A 21946-nucleotide genomic window follows, 5' to 3' on the forward strand; every position below is an offset into this window, starting at 1 on the left:
GTTAAAAAAACAAAAAATACCCCCAGTGACATTTTGTATTGTTTATCAAAACCCAATCATAAACAACTCACAAACAGCGCATTTCTGCCGAAAGTACCGCAGAATAGACGTAACCGTTAAGCCATTAAATTTAAAAGCTTTCAATGATTTTCGTTAATTTGCAGACTATGAATACCAAACGCTGGACATACCGACAAACCCTAACGCCCAATCAACAAGCCCAAGCGGATACCCTCGCTGCTTCTATCAACGTAAATCCATTTTTGGGGCGTTTGTTGGTGCAAAGAGGCATCACCACGTTTGAGGCCGCCAAAGCTTTTTTTCGTCCCTCCATCGAACACCTCCATGATCCGTTTCTGATGAAAGACATGGACAAGGCCGTGTCAAGACTGCTCCGAGCGTTTGAAAATCAGGAAAAAATTATCATTTACGGCGATTATGACGTCGATGGCGCTACGTCGGTGGCGGTTTTTTATGGATTTCTAAAAAAACACTATCCTTCCATTGAATACTATATTCCTGACCGTTATATTGAAGGTTACGGCGTTTCGTCGCAGGGAATTGACTATGCCGAAGCCAATGGTTTTTCGCTCATTGTTACACTCGACTGCGGCATCAAATCCGCCGATAAAGTAGCCGATGCTAAAAGTCGCGGCATTGATTTTATCATCTGCGACCACCACCGCCCAGACACCAACCTGCCGCCTGCCGTGGCCATTCTGGACCCAAAACAGGAAGATTGCGCGTATCCTTATAAAGAATTGACGGGCTGCGGGGTAGGCTTCAAGCTTTTACAGGCACTTTGTCAGCAGGGATTTGCCGACGAGGATGAACTCATGGACCAGCTCGATTTATTGGTGGTAAGCATTGCCGCCGACATCGTACACATCACGGGAGAAAATCGCATTTTGGCCGCTTATGGCATCAAAAAACTCAATGAACGCAAACGCGTTGGCCTCAATGCGCTGATTGAGATTGCGGGTTTCAAAAACGACCTCGACGTCACCAACGTGGTCTTTGGTCTTGCGCCCCGCATCAATGCCGCTGGTCGAATTGCCCACGCCAAAGAAGCTGTCAGGCTATTGCTTTGCAACGACAAAGATGAGGCCGAAGCTTTTGCGCAGGAAATCAACAAACACAACAGCGACCGCCGCACGTTTGACACGAGCATCACCGACGAAGCCCTCAACATGATTCGCGAGGACGCTTGGATGGTGAGCGCCAACAGCACAGTTTTGTACAAAGAAGACTGGCACAAGGGCGTGGTGGGCATTGTGGCGAGCCGATGTATCGAGCATTTTCACCGCCCTACCATTATCCTGACCAATTCGCACGGCAAAGCCGCTGGCTCGGCGCGCTCGGTGCCTGGGTTTGACGTCTACGAAGCCATTGAGGCATGCGCTGATTTATTAGAACAGTTTGGCGGGCATACCTTTGCGGCGGGGCTTTCCTTGGCGGTCGACAACGTACCCGCCTTCCGGATGCGGTTTGACGAGATTGTTAAAAATCGGATTTCTCCCGAACAACTTACCCCGCTCGTTGATATTGACATGGATTTGGAATTGAACGCCATCAACGCCAAATTTTACAATATTCTTAAACAAATGGCACCTTTCGGTCCCGAAAACATGACGCCCGTATTTGCGAGCCACGACGTGCGCTTGAGCGGCACGCCAACCATTATGAAGGAAAAACACCTCAAAATAGAGGTCTTTCAACCTTCTCCACAGGGAGCCGTGAAATTTACCGCCATTGGGTTTGGCATGGCTGATCTGTATCCCAAACTCATCACTGGCAAGCCTTTTTCCATCGCCTATACCATTGAAGAAAATACGTTTCGGGATAAAACGACGTTACAATTGTATCTGAAAGACATCCGATTTGAGTAATAACACTCGTTCTACGCGTCTGTCGCTAGGTGCTAGGCAGTCTAAAATAGCTTCTCCGCGAAGCCACGACCTGCACCACCAGTGACGACAAAACAGTAGTATAGAATAGCTTATGATTCTAAGAACCGAAAATTTAATAAAAAAATACGGCTCGCGCCTCGTTAACGACAACGTGAGCTACCAAGTGGGACAGGGAGAAATTGTGGGGCTATTGGGTCCCAACGGTGCTGGCAAAACTACCTCATTTTATATGGCCACGGGCTTGGTAAAACCCAACAGCGGCCACGTTTACATTGACGATAAAGACATTACCGACCTTCCGATGTACAAACGAGCGCGGCTCGGAATCGGGTACTTAGCGCAGGAAGCGTCCATCTTTAGAACCTTGACCGTTGAAGAAAACATCATTGCCGTTCTTGAAATGACCAGCCTCACCAAGGCCGACCAAAAAGCCAAATGCGAAGAGCTCTTGGATGAATTTAACCTGCACCACGTACGCAAAAACAAGGGAATGGTGCTGTCGGGCGGCGAACGTCGGCGCACTGAAATTGCCCGTTGTTTGGCCGTTGACCCCAAATTCATTCTCTTGGATGAGCCTTTTGCGGGAGTTGACCCCATTGCGGTAGAGGATATTCAAACCATTGTGGCCAAATTAAAATTCAGAAACATCGGCATTTTGATTACCGACCACAACGTATCTGAAACGCTGTCGATCACCGACCGCGCGTATTTATTGTTCGAAGGTAAAATCCTGAAACAGGGTACCCCCGAAGAACTCGCCGCCGACCCGCAAGTAAGACGGTTGTATTTAGGGCAAAGTTTTGAACTGAAGCGAAAAATTTAATTGTCAATGGGTTATCAATTACCCACTAAGCGGTCATTTTTAAGCGCCACTTAGCTGGTATTGCAACCATCTATCCATTAATTATCTTTCGTTCCCCTGCGCTATTTACTTTTGCCCATCATCCAACTTCTTAACCAACAACATTATGGAACAACAAACAACTACCGCTCGTACCGCACTCAAATTTGGCATTATTTCAGGCGTTGCCAGTATCGTCTTTATCACAATTCTTTACGTTTCTGGACAAGCCGCCAACAGCGCTCTGGCATGGCTCGGGGCCATCATTACGATTGCGGCGATGGTGCTGGGAATGAAGGAATACCGAACCCTGAACGGTGGTTTTATGACCTACGGCCAAGGTCTTGGCATCGGCACACTGATGTCGGCCGTTGGGGGCTTTATTTCTGCGGTCTATTCTTATATTTACAATGAATTCATTGACAACACTTTACGCCAACAAATCCTCGATAAAGTCCGTGAAGATTTAGAAAACAGGGGCATGGACGATGCGCAGGTAGAACAGGCATTGGCAATGAGCGAAAAGTTTTCAAGCCCGGGTATTACTTTTGCGCTAAGTATTTTTGGCGCTATTTTAATCGGCTTTATTATTTCTCTGATTGTATCCGCAATTATGAAAAAGGACAAGCCTTTTGAATTAGAATAGTAAACTGTTTTCTATTTTTTCGTCAAACTTCTGGTGTACCGTACGCTTATGCTCGCTATTTTTCGTAAAGAAATCAACTCCTTTTTCAGTTCACTGACAGCTTATATTGTCATGGCTGTTTTTCTGACCGCCGTCGGTTTGTTGATGTGGGTTTTTCCCGACACCAACATTCTCAATTATGGCTACGCTGATTTGGGGACCTTTTTCAACCTCACCCCTTTTGTATTGTTGTTTCTGATTCCCGCCATCACCATGCGGGCTTTGGCCGAAGAAGTGCGCAACGGAACCATCGAATTGCTTTTGACCAAACCCCTCAGTACGTGGGGGTTAATATTGGGCAAATTCTGGGCGAGTTGGGCACTTGCCCTTGTGACATTGCTCCCGACGTTGCTTTATTATTACAGCATTTATCAACTCGGCAACCCCGTAGGCAACGTAGATTCGGCCCAAATTTTCGGTTCTTACATCGGTCTTGCCCTCTTGAGTGCCGTATTTGTTGCGGTAGGTTTGTGGACTTCTTCGCTGAGCGACAACCAAATTGTGGCTTTTGTACTGGGCGTTTTTATTTCGTTTTTGCTCTATAACGGCATCGGTGCGGTGGCCAAACTAGACTTTTGGGGTTCATTGGCGTATCCATTATCGTGGATTTCGCTAGACGAACAATACGCTGATTTGGGGCGCGGATTGATTGACTCACGAAATGTTGTTTATCTTTTCAGCGTAACACTGTTATTTTTGTGGTTGACCCAAAGCAGGGTGGCAGCACGACGAAAATAACATCAACATAAAGATTAATCTAAGGGTTAAAAGCTACGAAGATGAGGGAATAAGCCCCTCATCTTGAGCCTTTAACCCTTCACTTTTAGCTTTAAACCTTCACCTTTTATGTGGCAAATTTGGATTGATACGGGAGGCACCTTTACTGATTGTTTGGCCCTGAACGGCTCGGGCGTTTTAAAACGCACAAAAGTACTGAGCAGCAGCTTTTTGAGAGGTCAAATTCTCAAAAAAACAGGACCTAAAACGTACAAGACCGCTACCCAATGGACGTTTGAAAGTACCCTATTAACGGGTTATGATTTTCGAATTGTGGGGGGAGATACGTTTATCAAAGTCATGAATTTTAGCGGAGATGTGCTTGAATTGGAACAGGAAATTGACCTGACAGGTACCATTTTTCCCGTCGATTTTGAAGTAACTACCCACGAAGAAGCCCCCGTTCTTGCCACAAGAATAGTTACCAAAACCCCTTTAAACCAGCCTTTTCCTTCCCTCTCGATGCGGCTTGGCACCACCAAAGGCACCAATGCACTGCTGGAACGAAAAGGAGCAAAAGTGACGCTTTATGTGACCAAAGGCTTTAAAGATGCCGTACGAATCGGTACCCAACAACGCCCTAATTTATTCCAATTAGCCATTCCTGAACCGACGTTGCTTTATGACGAAGTGATTGAAATATCCGAACGTTTGAACGCCAAAGGAGAAATAATCGCTCCTTTTGATGATTCCAACGTTGCTTTGCCCTGCTCCGCTCATCATTCGGTGGCTATTTCGTTTCTACACAGCTATCTGAATCCTGCCCATGAGCAGCAACTTGGGGCCGCCCTCAGTGCCCAAAAATATCCTTCCATCAGCAGTTCTTCAGAATTATACGCGGGCATTAATTACCTAAAACGGACCCAAACGGCGCTGGTAAATGCCTATTTACAACCTATATTATCAGAATACCTTACCAATATAAAATACGCGCTGGGACAGCAAACCGTACGCGTCATGACGAGCGCAGGTGGTTTGGTGAGCGCGGATACTTTTCGGGCAAAAGACAGTTTACTTAGTGGCCCAGCGGGGGGCATGGTGGGGGCCGCAGCCATTGCCCAACAACTTGGTTTTGAGCGCTGTCTGACCTTCGATATGGGTGGAACAAGCACCGACACCGCCCGTTTTGACGGTAAATTAGACTTAGAATTTGTCACTAAAATTGAAGGCATCGAGCTCCATAACCCCACGCTCGCCATCGAAACCGTTGCCGCAGGTGGCGGCTCCATTTGCTCTTTTGATGGACAAAAACTCCGCGTAGGTCCTGAGAGTGCCGGCGCAAATCCTGGCCCCGCTTGCTACGGAGCGGGCGGGCCACTGACCATCACCGACGTTAATTTATTATTAGGAAAATTGGACACGTCTCGTTTTGGGATTCCCGTACGGATAGACAAATCGCGCGAGGCATTAAAGGCGATTCAGCAGCGCATTTTTACCCAAATCAACCAACAACTTTCGGAAGAAGAATTATTGCGTGGGTTTGAGCAAATTGCCAACGAAAAAATGGCCGAGGCCATTCGGCGCATTTCCGTGGCCAAGGGCTTTGACCCCAAAGAATATCCGCTGCTTACTTTTGGCGGCGCGGGCGGTTTGCACGGTTGTCAATTGGCCGAAATCCTGAACATTTCAACGGTCATTTTACCCTACGATGGAGGCTTGTTGAGTGCTTACGGCATGGGTCAGGCGCGGGTAGAACGAATTGTGAGTCAGCAAGTTCTTAAACCGTTGGATGAACTAACTAATCAGCTCGACGAGCGCATTGCTCAACTTTCTCAAAAAGCCGAAGAGATTCTTCAAAATGAAGGCATAAGTGCCGTTGAGGTGAGCGCTGTGTTGCTTTATTTACGTTTTAAAGGGCAAGAAAATGCGTTGGAAATCAGCTATCAAACCCACGAAAACCTCCCGCACCAATTCCGCGAAAAGTACCAACAGTTGTTTGGATATTGTCCCACCACGCTTCCCATCGAAGTGGAAAGCATAAAAATAATAGCGGGAGAAAAAGGCAAAAAAAAACAATCATCCATTACATATTACGCTGAAAATGAAGCCAATCCAATCAAACACGCACATTATCCTGTGTATGATTGGGAACAGCTTTCGGTGAATGATTTTTTCAATGGACCCGCCGTGTTGCTCAATCCAACGTCAACCTCTTTCATCCCTGAAGGTTGGCAAGCAGTGGTGACGTCAACGCGAGATGTGGTTGTTAAAAGTACGGCCCAAAACCAAAAAAACGTCACTAAAACCGATGTCAATCAAGCCATTGAACTAGAGCTTTTCACCAATCGTTTTATGGCGATTGCCGAAGAAATGGGGGCACAATTGCAGCGTACCGCTTTTTCGGTCAACGTCAAAGAGCGGCTTGATTTCTCCTGTGCTTTGTTGGACGCGAACGCCGAATTACTGGTCAATGCGCCCCATATTCCCGTGCATTTGGGCAGTTTGGGCGTGTGCGCGCGATTGGTTCGCGAAAAAATTACTATTGGCCCGGGCGACGTAATCATCACCAACCACCCTAAATACGGCGGCTCACACTTGCCCGACGTGACGATTCTGGCGGGTGTATTTACGCCCGACCAACACCTCATTGGCTACGTCATCAACCGCGCGCACCACGCCGAAATCGGCGGTCGAACGCCCGGCTCTATGCCCCCCGACGCCACCACGCTCAACGAAGAAGGGGTAGTTATTTTACCAACGTATTTGGTCAAAAACGGCGAAATGCAATGGGAAAGCATTGAGCGTCTTTTTACTCAATCTTCCTACCCCACCCGCGCCCTGACCGAAAACATTGCCGACATCAACGCCGCCCTTGCTTCGCTACGCTCTGGCGAAGCGGCCCTTCAAAGTCTTGTGGCGCAACACGGCTTAGAAAAGGTGCATTTTTATATGAAGTTACTGAAAAACAGTGCTTTTGACGCTTTACAAAAAGCCCTGATTCCCTATCAAAATAAATCATTTGCCGCTACCGAATCATTGGATGACGGGCATCGCATTCAGGTCAAGATTACACCGCGCTTGGCAGGGGGAGCACAGTTTGATTTCACGGGCACCTCACCCTGTCACCCCCACAATCTCAACGCCAACATTTCCATTATTTACAGCGCTATTTTATACGTTTTACGCCTGTTGGTCAACAAAAATATCCCTTTGAATGAAGGATTGATGCAAGGCGTCGAAGTCATTTTACCCGAAAACAGCTTTTTGCACCCTCATTTCAGCGACGACCCCACGCAATGCCCCGCCGTGGTAGGAGGCAATACGGAAGTCAGCCAACGATTAGTGGACACGCTGCTAAAAGCCTTTGAATTAGCGGCTTGCAGTCAGGGAACGATGAATAATTTCCTGTTTGGCAACGGGCAATTTGGCTATTACGAGACCATTTGCGGCGGTACGGGCGCAAGCGAAGGAGCCAACGGGCGCTCGGCAGTGCATCAGCACATGACCAATACACGCATCACCGATGCCGAAGAACTAGAGCGGCGGTATCCCGTGCGGCTAAATCAGTTCGCCATTCGAGAAGGCTCAGGGGGCAGCGGCCAATGGCAGGGCGGCGAGGGTGTTATCCGCGAAATTACCTTTTTAGAGCCGCTGCGCGTCACGCTCATTACCCAGCACCGCCAAGTGCCACCGTATGGTTTAGCAGGTGGGCAAAACGGGCAAACGGGGCGGCAAATCCTGACCCGAAAAGATGGAACAACTGAAACATTATCAGGGGTTTGCAGCGTAGACGCTCAAGCGGGTGATTCACTAAGCATTGAAACTCCCGGCGGTGGAGGTTACGGAAACCTCATTTAAAGTACTATGTTTTTCGGAAAAAGTACTAAATTTACACAGTAATAACAATCCCTGACGTGTCTCTTAACCAAGATAATATTCGCCTCGTTTTTGGGCTCAAATTAAAACAGCTTCGCCTTGACAAATCTCTCTCTCTCAGCGATTTGTCACAACTAACTGGACTGTCCATTTCTTACATCAACGAAATTGAAAAAGGGAAAAAATATCCCAAGTCCGACAAAATCATGGCCCTCTCGCGGGCATTGGATGTAGAATACGACTCGCTGGTTTCTATCAAGTTGAGCAAAAAACTGGAGCCCATTTCGGAATTATTGCAATCCAATATCCTAACTGAGCTCCCGCTTGACCTTTTCGGAATCGACCCCGCCGATTTATTGGAAATGCTTTCCGACGCGCCCACCAAATTGAGCGCGTTTATCGGAACGCTCATCGAAATCGCGCGCAACTACAATATGTCGGTGGAGCAATTTTACTTTTCGGCGCTGCGGACCTACCAAGAAATGTACGACAACTATTTCGAGGATTTGGAGCAGGAAGCCGAGCAGTTTTTGAAGTTTCATGCCGTTCCTGAAGAATTGATTCTGGACGACAAATACTTGGCCGACTTATTGGTCAAAAATTATCCGTACGAAATTCAATTCATTGACGAAAAAAAATATCCCGAACTCATCGGTATTCGCTCGATGCTGGTGTCACGAGGGGATAAGTTACGGTTGCTCATCAGTCCCCAACTAGACGCCAATCAGCGGGCGTTTATTTACGGGCGTGAGTTGGGCTATCAATTCATGAAGCTCAAAAACCGACTGAATACCACGCACTTAGTAGAAGCTGAATCGTTTGAACAACTGCTCAACAATTATAAAGCCTCTTATTTTTCCAGTGCTATCATCATCAAAGGCGAAGTGTTGGCCAAGAAACTGTCCACGTTTTTTGAGCAGCCGCATTTTGACGGGGAGGCATTGGTCAACATGATCAATTACTTCCACAGTACGCCCGAATCTTTTTGTTATCGACTGAGCAATATTCTCCCTAAATACTTCGGAATCAGTCAGTTGTTCTTCCTCAGATTCAATAATTTTGCGGGACAAAACCGCTTTGATTTGACCAAAGAGATGCACATTGCGCGCAAGCACAATCCACACACGGTGCGCGATGAGCACTACTGCCGTCGTTGGATTTCGCTTACCATTTTGCAGGAATTGGCCGAGTTGCAATCGCGCGGGGAGTACGAGCAGATACTATGCCGTACGCAGGTTTCGCACTACATGGACACGCAAGACCAGTATTTTGTGGTGTCGTTTGCCAAGCCGATGTCGCCCACGCCCAACCTCAACGTGAGCGTTTCGATGGGGATTCGGTTGGACGAAAATGTGCTCTCAAAAATCAAATTTTTGAGTACAGGCGAAATCACCAAACGCGAAGTAAACGAGACCTGCGAGCGCTGCCCTTCATTTGACTGCAAAGAGCGCATGGCCGCACCCACCGTACTTCAACGCAAGCGCAAAAACGAAGCCATTCAGAAAGCCATGAAAATGCTAAGCAGCGAGGCGTAGGAGGTGCTGGTTTTTGCGTAAAGCTGTTTATTTTTGACGTATATACGCAACTTATGGCGTATATACAGATGTTGTGCGTCATTTTAAAAACCGACACCATTGAACAGAACGACAGACATAATAACAATAAACTCGGTTGGACAAATTCCTTCAATTGAAACGATATTATCTATTCCAAGGGAACGGACAATAAAGCTCGTTTTTGAAAAAAATATTCAAAGTAAGAGAGAAGAAATCGGACAGAAATTAAAAAAGGAATTACTTAACTTTCAAGTATCAATACACACAATTGAACCAGAAATAAACATTGAAAAACTTATTACGGACAAAGAAATTGAAGACAATCAAGATTTTTTTGAACAATGTGCAAAGGACTACCGAAAATTGGGAGAAGAATTACTAAATAAGTTGGTTAGCAAGCTTGACTTGAACTTAAATAGAGAATTTCCAATGCAGACATTTAACGAACTTAAAATAGACGGAAGGTCTAATGGAAAAGTTGAAGGATGGAATTATTATGTTCACGGTTTCCATTGTGGCTTTGTAAACATTAAAACTAAACAAGAAATAGAAGTTCCGCTTGTATTTGGTCAAGAATTTGGAGATTTAGACCCTTATTTTTTCTCAAAGTACATTAAGTCGACACCTAAATATAAACCTTTACCAGTTGAAATTTATGAAGACTATGCAGACGGAGTACGAATAAATGAAAGAATGCTTAAACTTGGCAAGTTTGAAAAAATAAGTTCAAATATTGGCAATCATTATGGAATTGTAGTAGCAGACAGACAAAAAGTAGAAATCAAATCATATTTGGACTTGGAAAAAATGTATCAAGAACAAAACGAGAAAAATAATAAACCTAAATTTAACTTTTGGAAACTTTTAGGACTGAAAAAATAAAAACGACCGCACAACAAGGGTTTTGCGAAATTGGGGCTGAAGTGCTAAATTTAAACATTCGGAATTTTTATGTACATTAGTGCTAGGCTGAGACATAGTGCATTTTAAACCCCAACTTCGCAAAGCCCCGAAACGTTAGCGGCAAGCAAGCATAAAAGTTCCTCAATATAAAAACAAACATGACTGATAAACATTATTTAAAAGTAATATTTAAGGAGCAAAATTTCAAAAAAGAGGATCTTGAAATTATATTTAATCAATACGAACGAATTGAATTTGCAAAGAATGACTTTCTTATTAAAGAAGGTTCTACTGCAAATTTTTATTATTTTATGGAAAGCGGCTTTGCAAGGTCTTATGTGATAGACTTAGAGGGTAATGACATAAGCACCAAATTTTTTAGTTCAGAAGACATAGTAATAGACTGGCATTCTTATTTTTTAAAAACAAAATGTCGAGAAAATATACAAGCAATAACCGCTTGTGTTGCTTGGAAAATCACTTTTGAAAATTTCATGAAATTATTTAACATCGAAGCATTTAGAGAAGTGGGGCGCACTCGTTTGGTAAATAATTATTTTGAATTAAAAAACCATTCTGTATCAATCATCGCCGACCCAGCAAAAGACCGGTATTTAAATCTTTTAAAGTCAAAACCTGATATAGTTCAAAATGTACCTTTAAAACAAATTGCAACCTATTTAGGCATTACAGACACCTCTTTAAGTAGAATTAGAAAAGAAATATCAAGTAATAAATGAATAAACTAGTACATTATTTTGTTCCGTTATGGATTTCAATAGCTTTTCTAGTTGCAATTCCTGCACCCTTTATTTTAATATCTCTATTTGTACGCAGAGAATCTAAAAATACCCAAGCCAAAAGCGCTTTTTTAATTATTGTTTTCTTTTTTATTTTATATTTATCATATATTGCTGTAGCTAGTTACTGCGATTGGTTCAATGAGGTTTCATTTCCTCCTAGAGTACTTTTGCTTACTACTTTCCCTTATGCTATTTTTCTTTTTATGGTAGTAGGAAATACTGAAATTTACAAAACCATATTAAAAAATGCCGCACTGGACAACTTAGTTGAGCTACACTTATTTCGTTTGATAGGCATTTTTTTTATTTTACTTGCACTACACCAAGCATTACCCAAACCATTTGCCTTCATTGCAGGTATTGGCGATATGCTCACCGCAATTAGTAGTATTTTTGTGGCAAAAGCCATTCAAAATAAAAAGCGTTACGCAAAAAAACTTACTTTTTACTGGAATATTTTTGGGATAATAGATATTTTATTTACAGCTATTGCAGCCAATTTCCTGACCAAAATATCTATTGATACCGGAGCTATGGGAGTTGATAGTCTGGCTTTCTTTCCTTTCTGCATTATTCCTGCCTTTGCCCCTCCAACTATTGTCTTCCTGCATTGGGGTATCTTCCAAAAACTAAAAAATTTTTCTGCATAAATTCATTTCTTGTCCTATGGCAAGAATGCTAAGATAAGGCCACCCTACTTTTGTCCCATCATTAACAATTAAACAAAAGTAAGATGGTACAGAACAATGAATTTATGCTTGTGTTCAGATACGAACCCAACAGCAACTATCAGCCAACAGAAGCTGAAATGGCCGACATGCACCAACAATGGGGGGCATTTATTGGAAACATTGCCATACAAGAAAAATTGGTCAGCACACATCAACTTGGCTTTGAGGGAAAGCAAATTTTTGCCGACAAATCCGTTGTTGAAGGCATTCATATTACAGGTAATCAGGCACTTGGAGGAAACATGATTGTAAAAGCCAACTCGATGGATGAGGCTGTAGGAATGGCAAAAAACTGTCCGATACTATTTATGGGCGGAATGGTTGAGGTAAGAGCCATTCAGCCAATGTAGTACAAAACAAAAAATGTAAAAAATCAAAAAAATGAACACGAAAATGATATTCTCAATTATAGCAATCGCATTAGTTGCATTCATCGGATTTGGCTTATTTAAAGCCAGTGGTTTAAAATCTATTCAAATCATAAAAACAGTAACCATAAAGGGTACAAAACAGGAGGTTTTTGATATGGTAAAGTATCTTAAAAACTTTCCTAAATGGTCGCCATTTTTGGCCGAAGACCCAAGCCAAAAATATGAGGTAAAAGGCACGGATGGTACTGTTGGGGCGCAATACCATTGGGATGGAAATAAAGGTAAAGACTTAGGTTATCAGGAAATTAGGAAAATCGAAGAAGGCAAATTTATCGGTATGCAATGTGATATTCAAAAACCATTTGTGGCAAAACCAACCTTTGACTATTACTTCACAGAAACCGCCAATGGCATTGAAGTAAAGCAGGACTTCAAAGTCGAATCAGGGTTGATTGATGCTTTCTTTATGTGGCTTTTTGGAGCAAAAGCAGGAATGGAAAAAATGAACCAACAGGGATTGGATTTACTAAAAAAAGCGGTTGAAAAACAATAGATAAAGCATACCGCAACTCAAAGTGGTTGAGTATAATGGGGGGAAACGTACTAAGTTTGAAAGTTTGCGCTGAGTTTGAACCGTTTGCTTTGTACCAATTTAGTCCCCCCCCTTCTTCTATCCTTTTCAATGACAGCCAAGGCAGACGTAAAGCCTGCCCCTACGGATGCGCAAGGCCGCCGTCGATCATTTCCAGTTTGCGGTCGGCCATGTCGGCTAGGTGTTCGTTGTGGGTCACGATGACAAAGGTTTGTCCCAATTCGTTTCGCAGTCGAAAAAACAATTGATGCAGGTCTTCGGCGTTTCGAGAGTCAAGGTTTCCGCTGGGCTCGTCGGCAAAGATAATGGCCGGATTGTTGATTAAGGCCCGGGCCACGGCCACGCGCTGCTGCTCTCCCCCTGACAATTGTGAGGGTAAATTGCCCAAACGGTCTTTCAGACCCAACATTTCCAATAATTCACTGGCTCTTTTTTTTACTTCCGTTTCGTCACTTTTGGCATCGATAAAAGCGGGCATACACACGTTTTCTAGGGCCGTAAATTCAGGCAGCAAATGGTGAAACTGAAACACAAAGCCAATGGTATGGTTGCGAAAAGCGGCTAAGTCTTTCTCTTTGAGGGAAAAAACATCGGTATCGTTGATAAAAACCTGCCCCGCATCGGGACGGTCGAGCGTTCCCAAAATGTGCAAAAGGGTACTTTTTCCCGCCCCCGAAGCGCCCACTATCGTAACCAATTCTCCTTTATGAATCTCTAAATCAATGCCTTTCAAAACGGAAAGATTTCCGTATTTACGAACAATTTGGCGGGCTTTCAGCATTCTTAACGCGTTAAAATTGAATTGACAAAGATTGAAAAACTTCGCAACTTAGGCAACAGTGATTTACGGTTAAACACATTTTGGTGGCTTTTGGTAATAGGTAGCCCGAGCAAAAAAGAAAGGCCGTTTATTTACATTCCTCTCCAAATCTTTATCACCGACATTGATGTTTCATTTTTATAGGTTAGTTTCGTAACCTATTTTTCAACGATTATATGGCTAAAGTCAAAACCGCTTATTTTTGTCAAAGTTGTGGTCATCAGTCACCCAAATGGCTGGGACGCTGCCCTTCCTGCGGCGAATGGAACACCTTGGTAGAAGAAGTTCTCGAAAAAGAAGATAAAAAAGGGCCCATCGGACAATGGAAATCGGTGAGTTTGGCCTCTAAACCCAAAGCCATTGTCGAAATAAAATACGAAGAAGAACCGCGTATTGTCACGATAGACGGCGAACTGAACCGCGTTTTGGGCGGCGGTATTGTGTTGGGATCGTTGGTGCTCATCGGCGGTGAGCCGGGCATCGGAAAATCGACGCTGATGCTGCAAATTGCGCTTACACTCACCCAACGCGTCCTGTACGTGTCGGGCGAAGAAAGTGAACAGCAAATCAAGATGCGCGCCGAGCGGCTTACGTCCAAAAATCACAATTGCTTTATTCTGACGGAAACGTCGACCGATAATATTTTCCGTCAAATCGAAGAATTTGAGCCAGATGTTCTCATCATTGACTCTATCCAAACCATGCAATCGTCGCTCATCGAATCGGGCGCGGGTAGCGTGTCGCAGGTGCGTCAATGCGCTTCCGAACTGATGAAATACGCCAAAGAAAGCGGTGTGCCGGTGTTTATGATTGGGCACATCACCAAAGACGGCAGCTTGGCAGGCCCCAAAACCCTCGAACACATGGTGGATACGGTACTTCAGTTTGAAGGCGACCGCCACACCACCTACCGGATTTTGCGCACAACCAAAAACCGTTTTGGAAGCACCTCAGAATTAGGGATTTACGAAATGCTCGGCACGGGACTTCGGCAAGTGACCAATCCGTCGGAAATTTTGATTTCACAGCGCGAAGAGCAATTGAGCGGCATCACCATTGGCTCCATGCTCGAAGGCAACCGACCGCTCATGATTGAAATACAGTCGCTGGTGAGTGTGGCCAACTACGGTACGCCGCAGCGCAGTAGTACGGGATTTGACAACAAACGCCTTCAGATGCTGTTGGCGGTGTTGGAAAAACGCGGCGGTTTTCGTCTGGGTACCCAAGACGTATTTCTCAACGTAGCGGGAGGCTTACGCGTAGAAGACCCCGCCATTGATTTGGCCGTGGTAACCTCCATAGCATCGTCTTTTGAAGATTCTTTTGTACCACCTTCGGTTTGTTTTGCGGGAGAAGTGGGCTTGGGCGGTGAGGTCCGGGCCGTGAGCCGCATCGAAGGCCGCATTGCCGAAGCAGAAAAATTGGGCTTTAAGAAAATCTTTATTTCCAAATACAACACCAAAGGACTGATTTTCAAGAGCTACGACATTAAGATTATCCCCGTCGCGAAGTTGGATGAAGTGTTTGGGGAATTATTACGGTAGTTCTCAGCAAACTTTTCGTACTTCCATTCCCAGCAACGCACCCAATTTTTCAATTTTTGAGCTGATGTGCCCCACGCCGATGGCGCAATGATGCGCGGGGCCGTGGCTGTTCCAATCGTTAACAAATTTGCGGGCACCGATAGAAAACTTATACCGACTGTTGGTATTACCAATCTCTAAAATCGGCCCCGCAACCGATTCTGCCTCGGCTACCAATAGCATTAGCCCACCGCCTCTTTTTTCTACAACCGACAATAGCGTAACGGGGCCGTTTTTTACGCTCATTTCTACCGAAACCCCTTTACCTACTTTGCCATGGTAGACTTTCAAGGGGCGTACTTTGGTTTTACCTTCGGCAATGGCAATGTGCCCCGGGCCATCATGGCCCATTAGCACCACATCATCCGCGAAATCCATGGCGTAATACTCCGTAAATGAACCGCCCACGCCAAAGCTGTCCATAATTTTCATGGCTTGGGCGTTTTTGATTTCGTATTCACCCGCCACGGGTACGCCATTGGCAGTCAGTAGTGAATTTCCCAAAATAATGGACGCAATCGCTTCTTCATTCTCTGGATTGCCCGTTCCCTTGTAATAATAGGCCATCGAGCCCAGCTTGTGTTTGTCCACCAATCGCTCCAGCGCTACCGATGTAACGGCCGCTTTTTCAAGCTCCTCATGTGGACAATCTAACTGAATATCAAAGGTCTCCTGAAATAACTGAAGGCGTTGGATAATTTCAGTCTGGCTTACTTCTTTTCGTAATTCAGCCAATTCTTCCACTTCCAACAATTCGATATGACCACCGAAATGGGCGTACTGTTGGGTCAGGTCAGAATAAATATCCAACATTCCACTGTAATAATGCCCCATGCAACCCAACCGATTGTAGGCCATGATATTGGCAACTTTGGCCGCCTCTACCCACTCGCTGACTTCCAGCCAAGTTTCGGAGTCATTATGCAACATTCCCGTAATTTGGTGGAACGTAATTCCTACCCGATTAAATACATTGGCAATTTCGGGTACGGGGCAGGCCGAGCAGTACGCCAACCATTCGCCTGTCATTTGGGTGCGGTCGGTCATGGCATTGAATGAGGTGTAATCAATGGCCGGGGCGGGCGATAAGTTAAGGATAATGACAGGAACTTTGGCGCGTTGAACGACGGGCAAGACTGTCGAAGACAACGCGTAGGTAGTTACGTACAAAAAGATAATATCGACGTCTTCGGTCTTAAAATGTTTTCCTGCTTCAAATGCTTTATCGGGCGAGTCCACCAATCCGACATTGACAATGTTTGGGTGAACGGTGGCCAATTTTGCCTCTACAACCCCCAAATAACCTTCTAACCGCTCTTTTAATCCTTCGAACTGCGGCCAATAGGTGTCTAAACCAATACCGAACAATCCGATTTTTAAGGTTGTATTCAATTTCATCATACGTTAGAGTTCACTCCAAACGGTTACACATTCAAACTATAAATATCACTTTGTACAACAACCTACTGGCCCGTTTTCAAACCAAATCAGTACTAAAGGATATTTATGGTAATATTCCACAAATAAATAGTATTTTCGACCATCCACAAATGACCATTTTGATTATTATTTTATATTTTTTGATATGAAATTATTTAGAAAATACTTCACTTTTGAATCCAGTACAAACGAGCAAAATCAGGGAATAAACATTCTCAATGTAGGGCATAACATCCACCCTGCCAATCATCCTTACCCCGACATCCAACACCCTGACGATTATTACTTTGAGTGGGATAAAGGTAGAAGCCTGAAAGAATACCAAATCATTTATATTTCCAAAGGAGAAGGCTATTTTGAGGCCAACGGCTTACCCCCGCAAGTCATCGAAGAAGGAACCATTATTTTGCTGTATCCCGGGGTTTGGCACCGCTATCGTCCAAAAGAAACTACGGGCTGGGAAGAATATTGGGTGGGGTTTTCGGGCACGTACGCCCATTATTTATTGGAACAGGAATGTTTTAATCCCCAAAATCCAATCATTAAAGTAGGTTTTAACGCTGAATTCTTGGAGACTTTTTCAAAACTCATTGAGGTGATTGAAGGCCGAGGAGACTCTTTCCAAAAACTTTCTTCTTTTCAACTCATTCACCTCTTGGGAATCGTGTACGCATCGGTGTTGTTGTCGAACCAAAAGATGTCGAGAAAAGAAGAAATTATTGATAAAATACGGGACGAAATCCACAAAAACTGGAACAAAGATATTGATTTTGAAGCACTTGCAAGAAAATTCAATCTAAGCTATATCTGGTTTCGTAAAACGTTCAAAGAAGTACTAGACACCTCACCTAACCAATATCACCTTACCCTGAAATTACGAAAAGCGGAGCAACTCATTCAGGAAACAAACCTGACTTTAGCCGAAATCGCCTATCAATCTGGCTTTGAATCAGAGTTTTATTTTTCGAGAATTTTCAAAAAGAAGATGAATTATAATGCTTCAGAACTGCGCAAGAAGAAGTAATCAACCTCACCACCGCATCCTGAAGCCTACGCCGTGGATTCCTTCAATCTTGATATTGGGGTCGTCGCAAAGGTATTTACGCAAGCGCGACATAAACACGTCGAGGCTACGGCCCATAAAATAATCATCGTCACCCCAAATGGCTTTGAGCAAGTCTTCACGTTTGATGATCTGATTGTGACGTTCAGCCAAATAGCGTAGAACTTCGGCTTCACGAAAAGTCAAATCTTGCGTTTTACCGTTGATTTGAAGGTGTAATTTTTCAAAATCAAACACATAATTGCCTACGTTGATTACCCCTGGCGTTTGCGTTATTGATTCATTAGCTTGATTTTTTTGGCTTCGACGTAGAAAAACTGCTATTTTGAGTACCAACTCTTCCATGCTGAAAGGCTTGGTGAGGTAGTCGTCGGCGCCGAGTCGGAGGCCGTGTAGTTTGTCTTCTTGCAACGAGCGCGCCGTCAAAAAAAGAATGGGAACCTGCGTGTCCTGTTGGCGAATTTTCTGTGCCAATGTAAATCCATCAAGGTGCGGCAACATCACATCCAACACGCATAAATCAAAAGGTTGCTGTTTTTGAAAAGTTTCTAACGCCTGCAATCCGTCCGTACAGTGGACGATGTCATAATGGTGAAGTTCGAGGTTATCTTTGGTCACAAAACCCAAATTCGGGTCATCTTCAACATATAAAATACGGGGCATTTTTAGAAAATCTGTTATCAGTGAAATCGTATCAGTAACGTCAAATTACTGCTCTTCGAGAATTGATGGCGGAAAGTACTGACAATTTTCTGACAATTCAAATGGTTCGGTTTGTTCAATCGGGCTTAAAAGTAAACCCCAATGGAGACTGAAACCAATGGTACCTCGCTTCTGCGTATTCCCTATTTTTTTAATGGAATTAAAATCTTGAACTCGCTTCCCTTATTCACTTCACTCTTGAGTTGGATTCTCCATTGGTGGGCTTTTACAATCTGCTGTACATAACTCAGGCCAATGCCAAACCCTTTTACATTGTGGACATTTCCAGTCGGAACCCGGTAAAACTTTTTAAAGACCTTATCTCTGTATTCAGGGGCAATTCCTATACCATTGTCTTTTACCGACACCACCAATGCCCCATTTTCATTGAATGTCTCCAACAAAATAACGGGGTTTTGGGGTGTATATTTAAAAGCATTGTCAATTAAATTGCTGATGGCATTCGTAAAATGCATACGGTCTGCGTGAATATAAGGCTCAATAGCATTCAGGTGCAGAGTAAGGTCATTCTCGTACTTATGAGACACCGAAGTGATGATTTGATGGGCGTCGAGCCATTCAATGGAAAGCGGCAGTTTATTTTTAGCCGCTTTAGCCATATTCAACACCGTTTCTACTTGGGTTTGGAGGCGCAGGGCCTCCTCTTTGATAATCTCGGTGTATTTTTTGAGGCGTTCGGGCTGGTCTTTGATGGCGGGTGTATTGAGCACATCGGCCGCGATGCGTATAGTAGCAATGGGCGTTTGCAGCTCGTGCGTCATGTTATTAATAAAATCGCGCTGTATTTCAGTGAGTTGTTTTTGCCGTAAAATAACAAACAGGGCATATCCAAAAAAACTAACTGCAATCAACACCAGCAACGAAGACCAAATCCAGCCTCTGAGATCGTTAATGACAGCGCTATTTTGATTGGGAAAACGTACGCCGAAATAATAAGGATATTTATTGGATTTGAGCCAATTAGCCGTTTGGGTTGGGGTCTTGTTGTCATTACGAGTACTAAGTGCTACGCCATAAAACATTTTATTGCTGGCGCAATCATAAATTCCTACTTCAAAATCAGTAATAATATTATGCCTTACGAAGCTCGTTTTGAGGTAATGTTCCAAAATGCCCGGATCAACCATTGAATTGGTATTAACCAAAAAATAATTGGAAGAAAGTTGCTCTACTGGGTTATTGTGCAGCATCACCGCATTGAGCTGTGCAAGCTGCTCGGCCACTTCCTGCAAAGACACATGAACTTGCTGATTGAACTGGCGCTCCCCCATGTCGAGGGCTTTTCTTACCCAATATATCTGTGTCACAATGACCCCAATAATGGACAATGTGGATAAAATTACCAGAAGCCGAATTGTTTTTCTTGACATAAATGCAAGCGCGCACTTTTAACTAAAACTGCCTGTTGGCAATATTAACCAAAAAATACATACGAATTTAGGAGGTATACAGATTCTTATCGAACGATTAACAAACCATTAACAAAAGTTGAGTTTTCATTAACACAGGCACTAAACCAAACACCATACTTTTGAAACGTCAATTGATAAAAAAGTTCATTAACCTCTTAAAGACTTATTTTTATGAAAAAAGTAACACTTCTTTTTTTATTCTTAATGGTTACTGCTTCTCTTGTTTTTGCAGGTGCAGCAGTAGCAGCATTTGGTTGGACAGAAACCGACCATAATTTTGGGCAAATCACACAGGGTAAGCCTGTTACGGCCGAATTTGCGTTCACCAACAAAGGTGCCGCTCCCTTGATCATCCGCAAGGCGTATGGTTCATGCGGGTGTACGGGGGTTGACTATCCCAAACAGCCAATTATGCCTGGAGCATCGGGCACAATCAAAGCGACATTTAACGCCGCCGCCGTTGGAACATTTAACAAAACGGTCACGGTAGAATCCAACGCTGAGGGGGGATTGGTGACGCTAAACATCCACGGAGAAGTCACTAAATAGTGCTATCAGTTGGATGTAATGTAAAAAACAACACAGCCATGAAGCAAACAGGCGCACCCAGAAAGTGCGCCTGTCATTTTTATAAATACACAACTCGTTATTCTACATAATCCAACTCTTTGTGAAACGTTTCTTCCATGAGAAAAAGGGAAAGATACGCAATCGCAAAACAGAGCAGCGCCACCAAACCTCCTGCCGAAAGAGCCCCCATGCTGGGTTTGAGGTATTGATACAGGGGGAGCGTCAGTAGCGTAGTGGCCCGGACAAAATTAGCTACGGTCGAGGTAGCCGTAGCGCGCAAATTGGTTCCGAAACTTTCGGCCGTTACCGTTAAAAACATGGCGATATAACCAATTGAAAAGCCCAAATACGCACACACAATATAAAAAGCCGCCGCGTCGGTGATACCACCGTACAAATAAAAAATTACCCCCAGCAAAGTCATGGTGGTCATAATACCAATTGCCATGCGACGCGATTTAAGCCACTGACTCAGCACCCCACTGAACATATCTCCGATGACCATTCCGACAAAAACGTACATCACACACCGTCCAGTCACTATCTCTTCCGTAATACCCAACGCTTTCGCAAATTCATTGCTAAACGTGGCCAAAATTCCGATGACAAAATACGTGGGCACTCCGACCCCAATGCAACGCATATATTTCCAAAAACGGGTACTATCGGTAAAAAACGCCGACATACTGCCTAGTCGCAAACTTTGGGTTTTGGCCTGCTCAAACATCCCTGATTCATACACGCGTATCCGCAACAGTAACAGGGCCAACCCCAAACCACCACCCGCAAAATACGTGGTGCGCCAGTCAAACCATGAGTTGGTCAGGAAAGCCACAACCGCGCCCAAAAGCCCCACACTCGCCACAATCGAAGACCCATAACCGCGTAGCTTTTGGGGTAATATTTCAGAAACCAACGTCAAACCTGCCCCCAATTCTCCCGCTAGCCCTACCCCTGCCATAAAACGCAGAAAACCGTACAGCATGGGCGTTTGCACAAAACCGCACAGGATATTGGCCAGCGAATACATGATAATAGAGCCAAATAAGACCGAAAGCCGACCGCGTTTGTCGGCCAAAACTCCCCATAAAATTCCCCCTATCAGCAATCCCGCCTGCTGCCAGTTGTAGATAGCAGCGCCTACGCTCGACACCTCTTCGGGGCTGAGTCCGAGGCTTTTGAGGCTCGGAACCCGTACTATATTGAACACAATCAAATCATATACATCCACAAAGTAGCCGAGCGCAGCCACAATGACGGGCAAACTCACCAAACGGCTTAAAGAGGTAGATTGGGCACTGCTGTTTTTCATAAAATTATTAATGGAAAGGGTCATCAGGAACGCAATTA

Annotated in this window: 19 protein-coding genes; 14 read left to right on the plus strand and 5 right to left on the minus strand. The window is 44.3% G+C overall.

Annotated elements, in window-relative coordinates; all coding sequences use genetic code 11:
* Positions 1 to 167: 167 nt before the first annotated feature.
* The 11 genes from recJ (at position 168) to DR864_RS06620 (ending at position 12946) form a co-directional block, all read left to right on the plus strand.
* The gene (recJ, locus tag DR864_RS06570; RefSeq protein WP_114066204.1) at positions 168 to 1889 is read left to right on the plus strand and encodes a single-stranded-DNA-specific exonuclease RecJ; all 1722 of its coding nucleotides are present in this window, start codon (positions 168 to 170) and stop codon (positions 1887 to 1889) included.
* Positions 1890 to 2001: 112 nt separating this feature from the next.
* The gene (gene lptB / locus DR864_RS06575; RefSeq protein WP_114066205.1) at positions 2002 to 2733 is read left to right on the plus strand and encodes an LPS export ABC transporter ATP-binding protein; all 732 of its coding nucleotides are present in this window, start codon (positions 2002 to 2004) and stop codon (positions 2731 to 2733) included.
* Positions 2734 to 2878: 145 nt separating this feature from the next.
* On the plus strand, positions 2879 to 3397 hold the full coding sequence (locus DR864_RS06580) for a DUF4199 domain-containing protein (RefSeq protein ID WP_114066206.1): 519 nt from the start codon (positions 2879 to 2881) through the stop codon (positions 3395 to 3397).
* A gap of 48 nt (positions 3398 to 3445) precedes the next feature.
* The gene (gene gldF / locus DR864_RS06585; protein WP_114066207.1) at positions 3446 to 4174 is read left to right on the plus strand and encodes a gliding motility-associated ABC transporter permease subunit GldF; all 729 of its coding nucleotides are present in this window, start codon (positions 3446 to 3448) and stop codon (positions 4172 to 4174) included.
* A gap of 108 nt (positions 4175 to 4282) precedes the next feature.
* The gene (locus DR864_RS06590) at positions 4283 to 8011 is read left to right on the plus strand and encodes a hydantoinase B/oxoprolinase family protein (RefSeq protein WP_114066208.1); all 3729 of its coding nucleotides are present in this window, start codon (positions 4283 to 4285) and stop codon (positions 8009 to 8011) included.
* A 56-nt stretch (positions 8012 to 8067) separates the two neighbouring features.
* Complete coding sequence (locus DR864_RS06595; RefSeq protein ID WP_114066209.1) at positions 8068 to 9564, plus strand: helix-turn-helix domain-containing protein; 1497 nt, start codon at positions 8068 to 8070, stop codon at positions 9562 to 9564.
* A 99-nt stretch (positions 9565 to 9663) separates the two neighbouring features.
* Positions 9664 to 10467, plus strand: a complete 804-nt coding sequence (locus DR864_RS06600; RefSeq protein ID WP_205319213.1) for a DUF6896 domain-containing protein — start codon at positions 9664 to 9666, stop codon at positions 10465 to 10467.
* Positions 10468 to 10646: 179 nt separating this feature from the next.
* On the plus strand, positions 10647 to 11228 hold the full coding sequence (locus DR864_RS06605) for a Crp/Fnr family transcriptional regulator (protein ID WP_114066210.1): 582 nt from the start codon (positions 10647 to 10649) through the stop codon (positions 11226 to 11228).
* Positions 11225 to 11941, plus strand: a complete 717-nt coding sequence (locus DR864_RS06610; RefSeq protein WP_114066211.1) for a DUF8737 domain-containing protein — start codon at positions 11225 to 11227, stop codon at positions 11939 to 11941. Before DR864_RS06605 ends, DR864_RS06610 begins: the two co-directional genes overlap by 4 nt.
* Positions 11942 to 12024: 83 nt before the next feature.
* Positions 12025 to 12372 (plus strand): YciI family protein, encoded by a 348-nt coding sequence (locus DR864_RS06615; protein WP_229599534.1) that lies wholly within the window; start codon positions 12025 to 12027, stop codon positions 12370 to 12372.
* 31 nt (positions 12373 to 12403) lie between these two features.
* On the plus strand, positions 12404 to 12946 hold the full coding sequence (locus DR864_RS06620) for an SRPBCC family protein (protein ID WP_205319215.1): 543 nt from the start codon (positions 12404 to 12406) through the stop codon (positions 12944 to 12946).
* A 160-nt stretch (positions 12947 to 13106) separates the two neighbouring features.
* Here DR864_RS06620 and DR864_RS06625 read toward each other — a convergent pair whose 3' ends face one another.
* The gene (locus tag DR864_RS06625; RefSeq protein ID WP_114066212.1) at positions 13107 to 13766 is read right to left on the minus strand and encodes an ABC transporter ATP-binding protein; all 660 of its coding nucleotides are present in this window, start codon (positions 13764 to 13766) and stop codon (positions 13107 to 13109) included.
* A 215-nt stretch (positions 13767 to 13981) separates the two neighbouring features.
* Here DR864_RS06625 and radA point away from each other — a divergent pair, with 215 nt between their 5' ends.
* A complete protein-coding gene (radA, locus tag DR864_RS06630) occupies positions 13982 to 15349 on the plus strand; it encodes a DNA repair protein RadA (RefSeq protein ID WP_114066213.1) in 1368 nt (455 codons plus the stop codon).
* A 3-nt stretch (positions 15350 to 15352) separates the two neighbouring features.
* On the opposite strand, the gene DR864_RS06635 is transcribed toward radA, so the two are convergent.
* Positions 15353 to 16786, minus strand: a complete 1434-nt coding sequence (locus DR864_RS06635) for an arabinose isomerase (RefSeq protein WP_114066214.1) — start codon at positions 16784 to 16786, stop codon at positions 15353 to 15355.
* A gap of 187 nt (positions 16787 to 16973) precedes the next feature.
* Between DR864_RS06635 and DR864_RS06640 the strand changes: the two genes are divergently transcribed.
* On the plus strand, positions 16974 to 17852 hold the full coding sequence (locus tag DR864_RS06640) for an AraC family transcriptional regulator (protein ID WP_114066215.1): 879 nt from the start codon (positions 16974 to 16976) through the stop codon (positions 17850 to 17852).
* 6 nt (positions 17853 to 17858) lie between these two features.
* On the opposite strand, the gene DR864_RS06645 is transcribed toward DR864_RS06640, so the two are convergent.
* Together DR864_RS06645 and DR864_RS06650 are read right to left on the minus strand one after the other, a co-directional pair.
* A complete protein-coding gene (locus DR864_RS06645) occupies positions 17859 to 18554 on the minus strand; it encodes a response regulator transcription factor (protein ID WP_114066216.1) in 696 nt (231 codons plus the stop codon).
* A gap of 182 nt (positions 18555 to 18736) precedes the next feature.
* On the minus strand, positions 18737 to 19984 hold the full coding sequence (locus DR864_RS06650) for a sensor histidine kinase (protein ID WP_114066217.1): 1248 nt from the start codon (positions 19982 to 19984) through the stop codon (positions 18737 to 18739).
* 213 nt (positions 19985 to 20197) lie between these two features.
* Between DR864_RS06650 and DR864_RS06655 the strand changes: the two genes are divergently transcribed.
* Positions 20198 to 20575, plus strand: coding sequence for a DUF1573 domain-containing protein (locus tag DR864_RS06655; RefSeq protein ID WP_114066218.1), 378 nt, complete (start codon positions 20198 to 20200; stop codon positions 20573 to 20575).
* Between the two features lie 97 nt (positions 20576 to 20672).
* On the opposite strand, the gene DR864_RS06660 is transcribed toward DR864_RS06655, so the two are convergent.
* Positions 20673 to 21908 carry an MFS transporter gene (locus DR864_RS06660; RefSeq protein ID WP_114070182.1) on the minus strand — a complete coding sequence of 412 codons (1236 nt, stop codon included), beginning with the start codon at positions 21906 to 21908 and terminating at the stop codon, positions 20673 to 20675.
* Between the last annotated feature and the right edge of the window lie 38 nt (positions 21909 to 21946).

It is taken from the genome of Runella rosea (genome assembly GCF_003325355.1).
Classification (GTDB): domain Bacteria; phylum Bacteroidota; class Bacteroidia; order Cytophagales; family Spirosomataceae; genus Runella; species Runella rosea.

Coding starts and splice junctions, on each gene's coding strand:
- recJ (WP_114066204.1), top strand. CDS start 168: ATGAATACCAAACGCTGGACATACCGACAAACCCTAACGCCCAATCAA.
- lptB (WP_114066205.1), top strand. CDS start 2,002: ATGATTCTAAGAACCGAAAATTTAATAAAAAAATACGGCTCGCGCCTC.
- DR864_RS06580 (WP_114066206.1), top strand. CDS start 2,879: ATGGAACAACAAACAACTACCGCTCGTACCGCACTCAAATTTGGCATT.
- gldF (WP_114066207.1), top strand. CDS start 3,446: ATGCTCGCTATTTTTCGTAAAGAAATCAACTCCTTTTTCAGTTCACTG.
- DR864_RS06590 (WP_114066208.1), top strand. CDS start 4,283: ATGTGGCAAATTTGGATTGATACGGGAGGCACCTTTACTGATTGTTTG.
- DR864_RS06605 (WP_114066210.1), top strand. CDS start 10,647: ATGACTGATAAACATTATTTAAAAGTAATATTTAAGGAGCAAAATTTC.
- DR864_RS06610 (WP_114066211.1), top strand. CDS start 11,225: ATGAATAAACTAGTACATTATTTTGTTCCGTTATGGATTTCAATAGCT.
- DR864_RS06615 (WP_229599534.1), top strand. CDS start 12,025: ATGGTACAGAACAATGAATTTATGCTTGTGTTCAGATACGAACCCAAC.
- DR864_RS06620 (WP_205319215.1), top strand. CDS start 12,404: ATGAACACGAAAATGATATTCTCAATTATAGCAATCGCATTAGTTGCA.
- DR864_RS06625 (WP_114066212.1), bottom strand. CDS start 13,766: ATGCTGAAAGCCCGCCAAATTGTTCGTAAATACGGAAATCTTTCCGTT.
- radA (WP_114066213.1), top strand. CDS start 13,982: ATGGCTAAAGTCAAAACCGCTTATTTTTGTCAAAGTTGTGGTCATCAG.
- DR864_RS06635 (WP_114066214.1), bottom strand. CDS start 16,786: ATGAAATTGAATACAACCTTAAAAATCGGATTGTTCGGTATTGGTTTA.
- DR864_RS06640 (WP_114066215.1), top strand. CDS start 16,974: ATGAAATTATTTAGAAAATACTTCACTTTTGAATCCAGTACAAACGAG.
- DR864_RS06645 (WP_114066216.1), bottom strand. CDS start 18,554: ATGCCCCGTATTTTATATGTTGAAGATGACCCGAATTTGGGTTTTGTG.
- DR864_RS06650 (WP_114066217.1), bottom strand. CDS start 19,984: ATGTCAAGAAAAACAATTCGGCTTCTGGTAATTTTATCCACATTGTCC.
- DR864_RS06655 (WP_114066218.1), top strand. CDS start 20,198: ATGAAAAAAGTAACACTTCTTTTTTTATTCTTAATGGTTACTGCTTCT.
- DR864_RS06660 (WP_114070182.1), bottom strand. CDS start 21,908: ATGAAAAACAGCAGTGCCCAATCTACCTCTTTAAGCCGTTTGGTGAGT.